The sequence below is a fragment of the Streptomyces sp. TRM68367 genome (assembly GCF_014495685.1).
GTDB lineage: Bacteria > Actinomycetota > Actinomycetes > Streptomycetales > Streptomycetaceae > Streptomyces.
The window spans coordinates 1-12,893 of record NZ_JACTVI010000023.1 but is presented as its reverse complement, the minus strand read 5'-3'; the positions used below and the strand labels follow the sequence as shown (position 1 = coordinate 12,893).

The window sequence follows — 12,893 nt, the reverse complement described above, 5'->3', positions numbered from 1 at the left end:
TCCACGGTCAGCGGGAGATGCCTGGTTAGGTAGTAGACCCGTTTTCCTGGGAATGGCGGTACCAGGACAGGTAACGCCTCTCTTGCCACAATCAAGGGCATGGCGACCACAGAACTCGGCGCAACCTTGCGCCACTGGCGGGACCGGGTCTCGCCCCAGGCCGTCGGCTTGCCCGCGGGCGGACGCAGGCGCGCCGCCGGTCTGCGCCGTGAGGAACTGTCCCAGCTGGCCGGTATCTCCGCCGACTACATCATCCGGCTGGAACAGGGACGAGCCGCCAGCCCTTCACCCCAGGTTGTCGGGGCCCTGGCCCGCGCTCTGCGACTCACCCAGGACGAGCGAGCCCACCTCTTTCGTCTGGCTGGCCTCGTCCCGCCCGGCCCCGGCACGGTCCCGCAGCACATCACCCCTGGCGTCCACCGCGTGCTGGACCGCCTGAGCGGTACACCCGTCGCCGTCTTCGACGCCGCCTGGACCCAGCTGCTCGCCAACCCCCTTTACACGGTACTCATGGGCGCATGGCACGGCGATGACCTCAACGCGGTTTGGCGCAACTTCGTCAACCCCCGAAGCCGCGTGCGCCACACCCCCGAATCCAGAGGCGCCCTGCAGGTGGCGCACGTTGCCGACCTGCGCCGCACCGCCGGCCGCTACCCCGACGACCCGAACCTCAAGTCCCTCATCGCCGAACTACGCTGCAGCAGCGCCGAGTTCGACACGCTTTGGGAGTCAGGCGCCGTCGGCGAGCACCAAGCCGCCCGCAAGACCATCGACCACCCCCAGGTCGGCGCACTGACCCTGGACTGCGACGTGCTCAGCGTCGCCGGCAGCGATCTTCGCATCGTGGTCTACACCGCCCAGCCCGGCACCGAGGACGCCAACCGCTTGGCGCTCCTGAATGTCATTGGGACGCAGGCCCTCGTCGGGTAACCGCCCCGGGAGCCCTCCGTGCATCGGCCGGGGCTTGAAGGCAGGCCGAGCGCCTGGCGATGCGGAATCTGAAGGCCCGATTGAACCGACCGTGTCCGCATGCCATCTTTCCTGATCTCCACGCTCGCCCGCCAACGCGCCCGCATGCCGGGCGGTCTCCTGGACGACGCCACCGCGCTCGTCTCCCTCGCCGAGGTCCTCGACGCCATCCCGGACCCGCGAAGGTGCCGGGGCTGCCGCTACGGCCTCGGCCCGCTCCTTGTCCTGCGCCTGGTGGCCGTCCAACGTCCTGGCCGGGGCCGCCGGCTGGGCCGGGATCACACACTTCGCCGCCGGCCTCGACCCCGCCACACGGGTCCGGATCGGCCTGGTCCGCGGCATCCCCGTGCCACCACCGTCGCCCGACTGCTCCGACGCCTCGACGGCGACGTCCTCGACGACGCCCTGGGCGCCTGGTTCCAACTCCAGCGCGCCGACTCGCTCACCGCCCCCGAGCCGGAGCGAGGCCTGGCCAAGCGGGAGGCGGTCGCGGTGGACGGTAAGACCGTGCGGGCTGACGCGCCCGCGGCAGCCGGGCCGTCCATCTGGCGGTGCACGGCAGCCGGACCGTCATCGCCCAGCGCCAGGTGGACACCAGGAGCAACGAGATCACCGCGTTCTGGCCGCTGCTGGAACCGCTCGACCTGCGGGGCAAGGTCGTGACCTTCGATGCGATGCACAGCCAGACCGAGCACGCCCGCTTCCTCGTCGAGGAGAAGAACGCCCACTACATCGCCCTGATCAAGGACAACCACCCCACCCTGCACGCCCGGCTGCGGAAGCTGCCCTGGCACGAGATCCCGCTCATGGACAAGACCCGCGCCACCGCGCACGGCCGCGACGAGATCCGCCGCATCAAGGTCGCCACCGTCCCCGGTCTCCACTTCCCCCACACCGACCAGGTCCTGCAGATCGTCCGCCGCAGCAGGGTGCTCAGCACCGGAAAACTGAGCATCGAACGCGTCTACGCTCTGACGGACCTGACCATGACGCCAGGCCACCCCGGCCCAGCTTGCCGAGCACGTGCGCGAGCATTGGGGCATCGAAGCCCTGCACCACCTGCGCGACGTCACCCTCCGCGAAGACGCCTCCAAGATCCGCACGGGCAGCGCACCCCGCGTCATGGCCGCCCTGCGCAACACCGCCCTCGCCCTGGCCGAACTCGTCGGCTGGCGCAACCACGCAGCAGCCGTCGATCACTACCGGTCCCACCCCGACCACGCACTCGACCTGATCAAGCCCACGACGTGAGAACGCACGCGCCCTGGTGGCCGGGGCGCGCCGTGAGGGGCGCGAATCCCTACGGACGAGTGGGCGGGTGCGATCGTAAATCAGGCGCACCCCCGAAAGCGTCACAGGAACACGGACCGCATTGGGCGCCGACCGCATCGTGCGCGCCAGCTCAGCCGATCTCAGGACGGAGCCGCACCGGAGCGCTCCGGTGCGGCTCGTCGTCTCACCGCTCCGCGCAGAGGTCCCATCAGGATGGTTCCCGGCGGGGCTTCGCTGTATCACCCGCTATCACACACCTGTCAAGAACTGGGCGGACCCTCTCGGACCAGAAGGCCCTGACCTGCAATTTCGTGCCCGCGCTGGAATAACTGGACGTCCATGGACGGTCTCTACAGCCTGTGCCAGGTGGTGTCCAGTGAGGGACCCAGGATCAGGACCGGGGCCTCTTCTGGCCCGTCAAAGCGGTATTGCAGGGTGTTCGGTGGTGTCTCACTCACGCCCCAGACCCTCTCATGTATCACGAAATCTCACATTGCCGGAACCCTCGGGGATCCAGGTACGAGTTCTCCGGCGTGTACGCGTGGCCGTGGGGACAGTGCGTCCTCCTGGCTCGCGGGCGCTCCCAGTCCCTGCGCCGCACGCCTCTTTGCCGGGCCTGCCGTTCGACGGCGATGGCGACCGTTATCCGCACCGCGACGAGGTCGTCGACTGCCTCACCCGCTACGCGGACCGCCTGGATTCCGAGATCCGCACCCACACCCGCATCGAGAGCATGGAGCATGACAGCACCGGCTTCACGCTGCGCACCGCCGACGGCCGCCGCCTGGGTGCGGCCGGGATCGTCGCGGCGAGCGGGGCCTTCGGCAACCCGCTGCTGCCTGCGACGTGCCCGCCCTGCCGCGTCGCGTGCTGCGCGGTCGGCGGGCAGACGGCGCCCTCCTTCCACAGCTGCGCGACGGCAAGGACCTGCACCACTGGCTGACGACCAGCGGCCTCGACCATCTGCCGCCGGAATGGGTGATCCATTTTGTCGGCGGCACCCTCGTGCTCGACACCGGCCCCTACAAGGACGCGCTGGAGACCGGGCGTCTTCAGCGGCGGCCGATGTTCACCGCCCTTGACGGTGAAGCGGTCGTGTGGGCCGACGGAGCCCGGGAGCAGGTCGATGTGGTGCTGCTCGCCACCGGATACCGGCCGAACCTGGGTTACCTGGCCAAGCTCGGTGCTCTCGACGAGCAGGGTGCGCCTCTGCACACGGCGGCATATCCGCCACCCACCCGGGCCTGGTCCACCTCGGCCTGGAGTTCCAGCGTTCCTTCGCCTCGAACACGCTGCGCGGCATCGGACGGGACGCGCAGTACGTGATCGACGCACTGGCCGCGCACGTCCGCAAGGCCCCGGCCGCGGCCGGGCTCTGACGTCTGCGCTTCAGCGGGCGGGGGCGACGTGCGGGTCAGTTGAGCGGTGCCGCCCCTCGCCCTACTGATTCGACGTGTGTCAACATAGATGTATGCCAAATGCGAAGGTGCTGCCGCTGCTGGAACCCGACGCCGGTCAGGATGTGGTTCCGTGCTGCCCGCCGCTGACCGAGCGCCCGTTCACCCCGGAGGAGGCCGAGGCGGCTGCGCGGATGTTCAAGGCGCTCGGTGATCCGGTGCGGCTGCGGCTGTTCTCTGCCGTGGCCTCGCACGAGGGCGGGGAGGCATGCGTGTGCGACATCTCCGACGTCGGCGTCTCCCAGCCAACCGTGAGTCATCACCTGAAGAAGCTGAAGGAGGCCGGGCTGCTGACCTCCGAGCGGCGCGGCACCTGGGTGTACTACCGCGTCGAGCCGTCGGTGCTCGCCGCGATGGGCAAGCTGCTGACCACTTCCGCAGTGGCCTGACCCTCCCCAGACGGCGAGAGACCAGCGCTGATGCGGTGGCGGAGTTGAGAGGGCTCGGCCTTACGCCCGTCCTCCTGACCGGCGACAACCAGCTCGTCGCCGAGTCGGTCGCCCGGGCCGTCGGCATCGACGAGGTGATCGCCGAGGTCGTGTTCGCACTTCACCTGCGACTTCATGTCAGGAGGAGAAGTGGGCGACCAGGGCCGGATCGTACTGACCGTCCATCAGGACGAAGAGCATGCGGGCGGGTGCACCGCTGCGGTTCGCCCACGCGTGGTTCGTTCCGCGCTGGATGACCACGTCCCCCGCCTTGAGGTCCGTCTCGCTGTCGTCGAGGATCAACGTGATCTCCCCTGAGATCACCACGGCGTAGTCGACCGTTTCCGTCCGGTGCATCCCTGGGTGGCGTGCTTCAGAAGCCCTCAGGGTGACGTCCGTTTCCCCCATCTCCCCAAACGTCTCACGCATCTCTTCGGCCGACCTCGCGAGGAACGTCTCCGAGTCGGGCGGGTAGTCGATCATGCGGATGACCGTGCCGTTCGGGGGCGGTTTGATCTGCAGCGGCTTGTCGGTCGGATCCGGGCCGTTGTCGATGGCCACCGGAGTCGACGTGGTGTTCCAGAGCTCGTAGAACACGACACCAGGAACCGTCTGTATCTCGAACACGTTGGCCGGCGGGCCCATCGACGTCACGATGGCCGTCCCTCCGTTGTGGCCGGTGATGACCCGGGTGGGGGGTTTGGGCATGACTCTCGCTCCTCTGGGTGGGTGGTACCTCGTCAGGTCTCCGGGCACGCGTCCGAAACGTGCCGCCGGGCCCGCAGGGGTTGGAGTGGATCGCCGGTTGTCACGCGGTTGTTCAGCTCGCCCAGGAGCTCGACGGAGAGTGTGACCTCGTCTCCGGCCTGAAGGGGCGGGATGCTGTCGATCCCGTTGCGCCCCCACAGTTCTGCCAGGCAGCCACTACCGCAGGTGCCCGAGCCGATGATGTCCCCGGGAAGAACCCTGGTTCCGCGGCTGGCGTACGCCACCAGTTCCTCGAATGACCGGTACATGTGAGACAGGACGTCGGTACCGACGACGTTTCCGTTCACCGCGGCGGACATCGTCAGGTCGAAGGAGGTGCCGCTGCGCCGGCTCTCCAGTTCGTCTGCCGTCACGAGTGCGGGTCCCAGGGTCGTCGCCGTGTCCTTCCCCTTCGCCGGTCCCAGGTGGAGCCGCATCTCGCGCCACTGCAGGTCACGAGCGGACCAGTCGTTCATCACCAGGTAGCCCACGATGTGATCGGCGGCAGCGTCCGGTGACAGATTCCGGCCTTCACGGCCGATGACAGCGGCCACTTCGAGTTCGAAGTCGAAGCGTTCGCATCCGGGGGGCAGCGGAACGTCGTCCCTCGCCCCGATGATTGAGTGCGGGTTCGAGAAGTAGAAGGTGGGGATCTCGTACCACAGCGCGGGAACGGTCGCGTTCTCGACGGCGATGGCGGCCGTCCCCGACACATGCTGTTCGAAGGTGATGAAGTCCCGCACAGCGGGCGGTTGCGGAATCGGTGGTGCGAGTGACACGGCGTCCAGTTGCAGGACCTCGCGCGGGTCCCGCAGGGCGGATTCACCGGCCGAGTGAAGGCGCGTGCCGTCATCACCCAGCAGGTCGATCAGCCGCACTCCCTCGTCGAGGCCGTGGACGACACCGTCCTTGAGTACGCCGACTCGTTCGCCCTCACGGCTTCTGTACGTAACGAATTGCATGGTCGAAGGGCTCCGCTCTGGGTACGGTCACCGGCGCAGCCTGCCGACGCCCTCAGCGAGCTCGTCCAGGCGTCCGGCACCGGCGAGTGACATGGTTCTGGAGAGTTCGGTCCTGAGAATGTCGAGCGCGCGCTGCACTCCGGGCCTGCCGCCTGCCATCAGCCCAAAGAGGTAGGACCTGCCGATCAGGCAGGCGCGGGCCCCGAGGCCGACCGCCGCGGCGACATCGGCGCCGGATCGGACACCGCCGTCCATGTACACCTCCGCCTGGGACCCGACGGCCTGAACGACTTCGCCGAGGGCCTCCAGCGGCGTGGCGGCACGGTCCAACTGCCTGCCGCCGTGGTTCGACACGATCACCGCGTCGGCTCCGGCCGACACCACGCGGCTCGCCTCCTGAGCGCTCAGCACTCCCTTGACGACCAGCGGGCCGTCCCAGATCCGGCGCAGCCACTCCAGGTCCTCGAGCCTTGCACCGGGGTTGAAGATCCGGTTCACCATGGCCGCCGGTTCACCTTCCGTGCTGGTCAGCGAGGCGAACGTGAGGGGCTCGGTCGTCAGGACGTTCCACCACCATGCCGGGTGGCGCGCCAGGTCGAGCAGGGTCCGGGCCGTGAGCGCGGGCGGAATGCTGAAGCCGTTGCGGGCATCGCGGAGCCGGGCTCCGGCGACCGGGGTGTCGACGGTGAGGACGAGCGCCCGGAATCCGTTCTTGGCCGCGCGGTCGACCAACGCGCGCGTCACCGCACGGTCCTTCCAGAGGTAGACCTGGAACCACCGGTCGGACGCCGGCACGGCGATGCGCTCCGGGGGCATGGTGCCCAGGGTCGAGAGCACGTAGGGGATGCCCGCTTCGGCAGCGGCGGCAGCCGCTGCGAGCTCGCCGTCGTGGTGCATCATGCGGGTGAAACCGGCGGGGGCCAGGATCACCGGCAGGGAGGAGCCCGAGCCGAGCAGGCTGGTCGACAGATCGGGCGTCTCCAGGCCACGCAGCACCCGGGGGAGGAACTCCACCCTGGCGAAGGACTCGAGCGCACGGGCGGCGCTCACCTCGGACTCGGCGGCGCCGTCCACGTAGTCGAACACCGCACGCGGGGTCCTCGTCCTGGCCAGTGCCCGGAGATCCTCGATGGTCGCGGCTCGCTCCAGTCGGCTCCGGCGGCTGACGCGGGGCATCCGCAGCCTCAGCAATGGCCGGATCTCACGGAGCCTGGGCAAGTGTCTGGAGACACCGGCCGACATGCGGACGACCACTCGAACCTCCTGCTGTTGACGTATGTCCGGCATGTCCATCAGAAGGGTTCCCGCGCCGCCCACGATGGACATGAGGACCGCGTCGAGACTCCAGCTGACGCTGGCCAAGCTGGACGGCGAGATACTCGAACCGGAAGGCGATCAGAGCCCCGGCGAGGCCGGTGAGCACGCCGCTGACGACGCGTGCGGCCAGCCGGGAGTGGTGGACCGCGGCGCCCAGTCCGGCCGCGGCGTGCTCGGCGGCGCGGATGGCCGCCAGACGCAGCCCGAATCCGCTCTGCTTCACGTAGAGCGCCCGGGCCATGGCCGACGCGGCGACGGTGACCCCGCCAAACCGCTTACTCACCCTGGACAGGACGAGCCGCTCGGACGTGCCGCCGACCGCGGACAGCACAGCCCCGGCGGACGACGACGTCTGCATGGTCGGTCGCTGCCTGCCGAAGAGTGGAGTGCGACTCCTCACTGCGTTGACCCTTCCGTCGAGGCCGGCAGATACGTAGTGGTCCGGCGAGCGGGGTGCTGCGGCTGACCCGATAATGTGCGGGCACCAGTGATATATGTCTAGAATCCCGCCCACGTTACCGGCCGTTGTGTTCGGCTCGCCGGCAAGGGGCGGGATGTGCGGCGAGGGGCGAACCGACGAATACGACGGTCCCCGCGTTGCACCGTGATCACGGCCTGGCTCAGTCAGGTCCGGAACGCCCCTACGGCCGGTTTGCCCGTCAGCCCGGGATCACCGGCACGAGCAGGTGCGAGGCGTGCTCGCCGCCGGAGTGGACGGTCGCACCCTCCGCGCTCTTCCGGTCGGCCGGGTCGTTGTGGGCGAGCCTCGGGTGGAGGTCGTCGTCGTTCGTGAGGAGCTGCAGCTGCAGCCGCTGCCCCGGCTCGAGGGTGAGCGACGTCGGCCAGAACTCGACCTCCAGCAGCGCCGGCACCCCCGGCTCAAGGGGCTGGAGTTCGTCGTGGGTGTGCCAGGGGCGGTAGGGAAGGCTGCGCTCAGGATCGAGCTTGCGGTGGGACGCGCGCAGCCAGCCGATCGCCATCGGCACCGGTGTCGACTTGCCGTGCGGCCCGAGCGCGGGGATGCGTTCACCGTTCACGTCGTACTGTTCCAGCCGGACGAAGGCGTCGAGGTCGTCCGCCACGTGCGAGACCCAGAGCCGGAGCGCGACCGGACCGGTCAGCTCCAGGCGCTCGGTCGCCACGAAGTCGAAGGTGGCCGGATACGGCAGTGTCCCCTCCGTCGGTGCCTCCCAGTCCAGCGTCTCCTTGTGGAGGTAGAGCTGGCGCCACTGGGTCCGGGCCAGAGGCCACTCCTGCTCGTCACGCCACTCGGCCTCGTGTCCGCGGCGGATCGCCAGCCGCACGGGCGGGACACCGTCCATCGCCGCCTCGTCGCCCTTCAGGAAGCGGTCCAGGAAGCGCAACTGCAGCTCTTTGCCCCAGTCCGAGTAGTAGGGGTCGATGTGGGACCCGACGTGGACGACCAGCCACTTGTGGTCCGACGCCGCGCCGAGCCACCCTTCGATGTTGCCGCGCAGGTGGAGGTGGATGGAACCCCAGTTGCCGGCCGACAGCACCGGCACCGTCACCCGTGAAAGATCGACGGTCCGTTCGCGGTACCAGTCGTCGAGGAGCTCACGCGACCCCAGCTCGTCGGGCAGGCTGGAGAAGTCCTCGGAGTTCCGCTGGGGCTCGATCTGGCCCTGCCACCAGCCCTCCATGCCTCCGTTGGCGTAGATACCGCCCTGCCTGCCGGATTCGCGGTACCAGTCGGTGAGCCCCTCCCACGCCACCACCGCGGCGAGGTGCGGCGGCTGCAGCGCTGCGACACGCCAGCTCATCACCGCATACCACGAGATGCCGCTCGACGCGACCTTCCCCGTCGACCACGGCTGGGTCCCGCACCACTCGATCACATCGTAGAAGTCCTCGATCTCCTTGGGGCTGTTGAGGTCGAGCCGCCCGGGCGACTTCCCGGTACCCCTGGTATCAGCGCGGACCACCGCGTATCCGCGCGCTGTCCACCACTCGGGACTGGGCGTCTCCCACACGGCGTGGTCACCTTGGTCGGCGACCTCGTAGAGCGGGTAGCGCTCCGGCCAGTGCACGTCCTTCCCGTACGGGCTCATCGAGGCGATCACCGGCACCGGCGCGTCGCCGTCGGGCCGGAAGACGTTCACGGCGATCAGCGACCCCTCGCGGGTCTCCACCATGACATCCCGTTGTATCTGCATGTCGCTTCACTCCTTCTAAGCCAGCGCAAAGTCTTGGTCGGTTCGCACGGAACCGGCGACGGGACGCATCAGCGTCTCCTCATCCGGCGGCATCCGCCCGCGCCCGGAAGTCGGGGCGCAGGAAGTCGAAATCGCACCCCTGGTCGGCCTGGAGAGCGTGCTGGTGGTGCAACCACGCGTAGCCACGCGGAGGCTGGGGCGGGGGCGTGGCACTGCACCGGCGGGCGAGTTCCTCCGGGCTGAGCACCACCCGGATGGTGCCCGCCGCCACGTCCAGCTCGATCTCGTCTCCCTCGCGCACCAGTCCGAGCGGGCCGCCGACTGCGGCCTCCGGCGTGACGTGGAGGACGACCGTGCCGGTCGCGGTGCCGCTCATCCGCGCGTCGGAGATGCGCAGCATGTCGCGCACACCGGCCCTGCGCAGCTTGGCCGGTACCGGAATATGGCCGACCTCGGGCATCCCGGGCGCCCCGATCACCCCCATCCCGCGCAGCACCAGCACGCTGTCGGCGTCGGCCGGGAGATCGGGATCGTCGATGCGCGCGTTGAGGTCGGCGAGTCCCTCGAAGACGACCGCGCGCCCGCGATGCCGCTGCAGCCGCTCGTCGTGAACACCGGCGACCTTCAGGACAGCGCCACACGGGGCGAGGTTGCCGTGCAGGACGACGAGGCCGCCACGGGGCGCCAGGGGAACACTGCCCGCGATCGCGGGGTGGGACGGGAAGTCGCGGCTGTCGAGGTGCTCCTTCCAGGTCCGGCCGGTGACCGTGACCGTGTCGAGGTGCACCAGGTCCCGAATGCGGTTCAGCACCGCGGGTACTCCGCCGGCGGTCTCCAGTGCGGCCAGCGAGTACTGGCCACTCGGCCGCACGTCGGCGACGTGGGGCGTCGTCGCCGACCACTCCGAGAATCTGCGCATGCCGAGTACGTGGCCCGCTCGGCCCGCTATCGCCTCCAGGTGGATGACGGCGTTCGTCGACCCGCCCAGGGCGCTGACGACGCGGAACGCGTTCTCCAGCGACTTCATCGACACCAGCTCACCCGGGACCTGGCCGGCTCGCGTCGCGGCCACGATCGCCTCCCCCGTACGGAAGGCCAGTTCCTCCCGCACGTCGCTGGTCGCCGGCGGCAGCGACGAGCCCGGGAGTGAGAACCCGAGCACTTCCGCGACCGCCGCCATGGTGATCGCGGTCCCCATGACGTTGCAGGTGCCCACGCCGCCGATCGCACAGCGTTCGAGCTGCACCCACTCCTCGTCGCTGACCTCACCGACACGGCGGGCCTCGCACACCGGCCAGATGTCGTCGATGGTGAAGTTCTCGTGCCGGCCGAAGGACGTCGGCATCCGAGGTCCCGCGGTCAGCACGGCGGCCGGCTTTCCCGCGCTCAGCGCTCCCATGATCTGCGCCGGAACCGTCTTGTCGCATCCCCCTACGAGCACCACTCCGTCGACGGGAGAGCCCGTGATCATCTCCTCTACATCCATCGAGAGCAGATTGCGCAGGTAGAGGCTGGTGGGGCGGGTGAAGGGCTCGGAAACGGAGATGGTCGGGAAGGCCAGCGGCAGACCACCCGCGGACCGGACACCCTCCTTGATCCGCTCGACGAGCGCTGTGGTGCCCAGGTTGCAAGGGTTCAGGTCACTCGCGGACGTGGCGATCCCGATCACCGGTGAGCGCCGGACATCCTCAGCGCTGAGGCCCGTCCCGCGCAGGAACGCCCGATGGAGCATTCCGTCCTGCCCCGGGTCCCTGAAGGCCGCTCCCCCACCGCGGCTCACTCCGCGTTGCGACATGGCCCGCCTTCACTCCAATGATATGACGCAGATATCTCAGAGGTCAGACCAGCGGCCAGCGCAGCTCCTTTGGCCTGATCGCCGAATCCTTGGAGCACCAGCCGGTAGCCGCGCTCGTCGAGGGCCGCGGCAACCGCCGCACCGATGCCGCCGGCAGCCCCAGTCACGATGGCCACGGGCCGGTTGGTGAAGCCGGCAACCATGATGCCTCCCTTCGATGCCGCTAATATATTTCTAAGATCTCACTCGTGTCCACCAGATGGAGCGCAGAGCTTCCAGCGGGGGCACGGTCCACGTCCTCTAGCATGGATATCTGCTCGCTACGCGCGATAAGGGGGAGGTCACATGGGTGAAGGCCCAGACAGCAGAAATCGCTCCACTGACATATCTCAGGATCGCCGGTCCCAAACCGAGCGGATCCGGGACGAACTGCGACGTCAGATCCTGCGAGCGGAGCTTCCTCCCGGTGGGGTCGTCATCGAGACCGGGCTCGCGCAGCAGTACGGCGTCTCGAAGACACCTGTACGCGAAGCGCTCCAACTGCTGACGGTCGAAGGGCTGGTCACGGTCCTGCCCCGCAAGGGCTACATGGTCACCAGCCTGAGCTACCAGGACATCCGCGAGGTCATGGACCTGCGTCTGCTGCTCGAGCCACCGCTGTTCGCCGCTGCCGCACGCAACGTCAACGCCGACTTGGTGGTCGAGCTGCGCGACCACATGGCCCGGCAGTTCGCCGAGGACGCCGACCTCAGCGTCCGCGTCGAGGCGGCCACCGGCTTCCACCTGGCCTGCGTGCGGGCCTCCCGCAACGGACGGGCCGTCAGCATCGTCGAGCGGCTCACCAACGAGGTCTGCCGCCTTCACCATCTCGTGCCCGGGATCGAGGACCACATCCGTTCCGACGTCGAACGGGCGGCTCACGAAGCGGTCTCCGACGCCGTCGCCGCGGGAGACGCGAGCCGCGCGGAGACCGCGATCCGTGACCATCTGCTGGAGTCGAACGCCACGATGGTCCGCGAGTACTTCACCGGCACACCGTTGGGCTCAAGGTGAGACAGTGACCGCTGATCGCATGTCCGTCGGCCCACACAGCGAGCCCACGCAGCTCATCGACGTCGGTGAGGTCAGCGGAAGGTCGGCGCCGGTGCCGGCCTCGATCTCCAGCACTGTTACCCCCGAACCGCCACTGGGGCGCGCGCTCCTCGATGAGTTCGGCGGGGTCTACGGCGAAGGTGAACGGCATGGTGCGGCCCTCCAGAGGGTGAGACGGCGGGACAGCGGGTCCCCACAGGTCTAAGTATGCACCTTAATGCACCGATGCACCATCAATGCATCTATAGAATGTGAGCCAGTGCGAATCGAGTACACGACCGTGACGTCCAGGCGAGGGAACCCACGTGACCCGTTCACCCGCGGCAGCCAAGAGCCCGGCAGGCCCGACCGAGCAGCCGATTGGCCGCAGGGAGCGCCAGCGGCAGAGGATCCGCTCCGCGATCCTGGGTGCCGCCCTGGAGCTGTTCGCCGAACAGGGCTATGTCGCGACGACCATCGACCAGATCGCGGAACGTGCCGACCTTGCCCGTCGGACCGTCTTCAACCACTTCCCCCGCAAGCGCGACATGCTGGATGCCTGGGCGGTCGAGCGCCGGGAGGTCGTGGCCGCCCGGCTGGGCGATGACGGCGCCCACCGAGCCCCCGCCCGCCGCCAGCTCGAACTCCAGATGGAGGTCCTGGCCAAGGTGAACGAGGAGAACCCCAGGATGGCCCGGGTC

At 68.9% G+C, this 12,893-nt stretch carries 15 protein-coding genes and 2 pseudogenes; 9 read left to right on the top strand and 8 right to left on the bottom strand.

Going from position 1 to position 12,893, the window contains the following annotated elements; all coding sequences use genetic code 11:
- Positions 1 to 99: 99 nt before the first annotated feature.
- The 4 genes and pseudogenes from H8R17_RS17315 (at position 100) to H8R17_RS46835 (ending at position 2,220) form a co-directional block, all read left to right on the top strand.
- Positions 100 to 930, top strand: coding sequence for a helix-turn-helix transcriptional regulator (locus H8R17_RS17315; RefSeq protein WP_187824101.1), 831 nt, complete (start codon positions 100 to 102; stop codon positions 928 to 930).
- A gap of 99 nt (positions 931 to 1,029) precedes the next feature.
- Positions 1,030 to 1,632, top strand: coding sequence for a transposase family protein (locus H8R17_RS17310; RefSeq protein WP_187824100.1), 603 nt, complete (start codon positions 1,030 to 1,032; stop codon positions 1,630 to 1,632).
- Positions 1,521 to 1,898, top strand: a pseudogene (locus tag H8R17_RS49240) (ISAs1 family transposase); the annotation flags it as partial. The gene H8R17_RS17310 and the pseudogene H8R17_RS49240, both read left to right, overlap by 112 nt.
- A gap of 94 nt (positions 1,899 to 1,992) precedes the next feature.
- On the top strand, positions 1,993 to 2,220 hold the full coding sequence (locus H8R17_RS46835) for a hypothetical protein (protein WP_262505312.1): 228 nt from the start codon (positions 1,993 to 1,995) through the stop codon (positions 2,218 to 2,220).
- A 380-nt stretch (positions 2,221 to 2,600) separates the two neighbouring features.
- Here H8R17_RS46835 and H8R17_RS49235 read toward each other — a convergent pair.
- Positions 2,601 to 2,699 (bottom strand): annotated as a pseudogene (locus tag H8R17_RS49235) (3-oxoadipate enol-lactone hydrolase); the annotation flags it as partial.
- 149 nt (positions 2,700 to 2,848) lie between these two features.
- Between H8R17_RS49235 and H8R17_RS46830 the strand changes: the two are divergent.
- The 3 genes from H8R17_RS46830 (at position 2,849) to H8R17_RS17295 (ending at position 4,087) form a co-directional block, all read left to right on the top strand.
- The gene (locus H8R17_RS46830) at positions 2,849 to 3,184 is read left to right on the top strand and encodes a hypothetical protein (RefSeq protein WP_262505311.1); all 336 of its coding nucleotides are present in this window, start codon (positions 2,849 to 2,851) and stop codon (positions 3,182 to 3,184) included.
- Positions 3,109 to 3,567, top strand: coding sequence for a hypothetical protein (locus H8R17_RS46825; protein ID WP_262505310.1), 459 nt, complete (start codon positions 3,109 to 3,111; stop codon positions 3,565 to 3,567). The genes H8R17_RS46830 and H8R17_RS46825 overlap by 76 nt, the downstream gene beginning before the upstream one ends.
- 145 nt (positions 3,568 to 3,712) lie before the next feature.
- Positions 3,713 to 4,087 (top strand): helix-turn-helix transcriptional regulator, encoded by a 375-nt coding sequence (locus tag H8R17_RS17295; RefSeq protein ID WP_187824098.1) that lies wholly within the window; start codon positions 3,713 to 3,715, stop codon positions 4,085 to 4,087.
- A 177-nt stretch (positions 4,088 to 4,264) separates the two neighbouring features.
- Here the strand turns inward: H8R17_RS17295 and H8R17_RS46815 are convergent, their stop codons facing one another.
- From H8R17_RS46815 to H8R17_RS17260, 7 genes are all read right to left on the bottom strand, one after another.
- The gene (locus H8R17_RS46815) at positions 4,265 to 4,834 is read right to left on the bottom strand and encodes a cupin domain-containing protein (protein WP_187824097.1); all 570 of its coding nucleotides are present in this window, start codon (positions 4,832 to 4,834) and stop codon (positions 4,265 to 4,267) included.
- A 32-nt stretch (positions 4,835 to 4,866) separates the two neighbouring features.
- Positions 4,867 to 5,835, bottom strand: a complete 969-nt coding sequence (locus tag H8R17_RS17285; RefSeq protein ID WP_187824096.1) for a fumarylacetoacetate hydrolase family protein — start codon at positions 5,833 to 5,835, stop codon at positions 4,867 to 4,869.
- 27 nt (positions 5,836 to 5,862) lie between these two features.
- Entirely contained in the window at positions 5,863 to 7,011 is a 1,149-nt protein-coding gene (locus H8R17_RS17280) for an alpha-hydroxy acid oxidase (RefSeq protein ID WP_316959429.1), read from the bottom strand.
- 25 nt (positions 7,012 to 7,036) lie between these two features.
- A complete protein-coding gene (locus tag H8R17_RS17275; protein WP_187824095.1) occupies positions 7,037 to 7,510 on the bottom strand; it encodes an ABC transporter permease subunit in 474 nt (157 codons plus the stop codon).
- Positions 7,511 to 7,811: 301 nt separating this feature from the next.
- Positions 7,812 to 9,326, bottom strand: coding sequence for a CocE/NonD family hydrolase (locus tag H8R17_RS17270; RefSeq protein ID WP_187824094.1), 1,515 nt, complete (start codon positions 9,324 to 9,326; stop codon positions 7,812 to 7,814).
- Positions 9,327 to 9,405: 79 nt separating this feature from the next.
- Positions 9,406 to 11,121 (bottom strand): dihydroxy-acid dehydratase, encoded by a 1,716-nt coding sequence (locus tag H8R17_RS17265; protein WP_187824093.1) that lies wholly within the window; start codon positions 11,119 to 11,121, stop codon positions 9,406 to 9,408.
- Complete coding sequence (locus H8R17_RS17260; protein WP_187824180.1) at positions 11,103 to 11,324, bottom strand: SDR family NAD(P)-dependent oxidoreductase; 222 nt, start codon at positions 11,322 to 11,324, stop codon at positions 11,103 to 11,105. The genes H8R17_RS17265 and H8R17_RS17260 overlap by 19 nt, the downstream gene beginning before the upstream one ends.
- Before the next feature lie 142 nt (positions 11,325 to 11,466).
- Here H8R17_RS17260 and H8R17_RS17255 point away from each other — a divergent pair, with 142 nt between their 5' ends.
- Together H8R17_RS17255 and H8R17_RS17250 are read left to right on the top strand one after the other, a co-directional pair.
- The gene (locus H8R17_RS17255; RefSeq protein WP_187824092.1) at positions 11,467 to 12,174 is read left to right on the top strand and encodes a GntR family transcriptional regulator; all 708 of its coding nucleotides are present in this window, start codon (positions 11,467 to 11,469) and stop codon (positions 12,172 to 12,174) included.
- A gap of 344 nt (positions 12,175 to 12,518) precedes the next feature.
- A partial coding sequence (locus tag H8R17_RS17250) for a TetR/AcrR family transcriptional regulator (RefSeq protein ID WP_187824091.1) occupies positions 12,519 to 12,893 on the top strand: 375 nt, incomplete at its 3' end.

What these genes read in the sequence shown, in the direction of transcription:
- H8R17_RS17265 (WP_187824093.1), bottom strand. Translation starts at nt 11,121, where the DNA reads ATGTCGCAACGCGGAGTGAGCCGCGGTGGGGGAGCGGCCTTCAGGGAC.
- H8R17_RS17270 (WP_187824094.1), bottom strand. Translation starts at nt 9,326, where the DNA reads ATGCAGATACAACGGGATGTCATGGTGGAGACCCGCGAGGGGTCGCTG.
- H8R17_RS17280 (WP_316959429.1), bottom strand. Translation starts at nt 7,011, where the DNA reads ATGCCCCGCGTCAGCCGCCGGAGCCGACTGGAGCGAGCCGCGACCATC.
- H8R17_RS17295 (WP_187824098.1), top strand. Translation starts at nt 3,713, where the DNA reads ATGCCAAATGCGAAGGTGCTGCCGCTGCTGGAACCCGACGCCGGTCAG.
- H8R17_RS17315 (WP_187824101.1), top strand. Translation starts at nt 100, where the DNA reads ATGGCGACCACAGAACTCGGCGCAACCTTGCGCCACTGGCGGGACCGG.
- H8R17_RS17285 (WP_187824096.1), bottom strand. Translation starts at nt 5,835, where the DNA reads ATGCAATTCGTTACGTACAGAAGCCGTGAGGGCGAACGAGTCGGCGTA.
- H8R17_RS46815 (WP_187824097.1), bottom strand. Translation starts at nt 4,834, where the DNA reads ATGCCCAAACCCCCCACCCGGGTCATCACCGGCCACAACGGAGGGACG.
- H8R17_RS17260 (WP_187824180.1), bottom strand. Translation starts at nt 11,324, where the DNA reads ATGGTTGCCGGCTTCACCAACCGGCCCGTGGCCATCGTGACTGGGGCT.
- H8R17_RS17255 (WP_187824092.1), top strand. Translation starts at nt 11,467, where the DNA reads ATGGGTGAAGGCCCAGACAGCAGAAATCGCTCCACTGACATATCTCAG.
- H8R17_RS17275 (WP_187824095.1), bottom strand. Translation starts at nt 7,510, where the DNA reads ATGCAGACGTCGTCGTCCGCCGGGGCTGTGCTGTCCGCGGTCGGCGGC.
- H8R17_RS17310 (WP_187824100.1), top strand. Translation starts at nt 1,030, where the DNA reads ATGCCATCTTTCCTGATCTCCACGCTCGCCCGCCAACGCGCCCGCATG.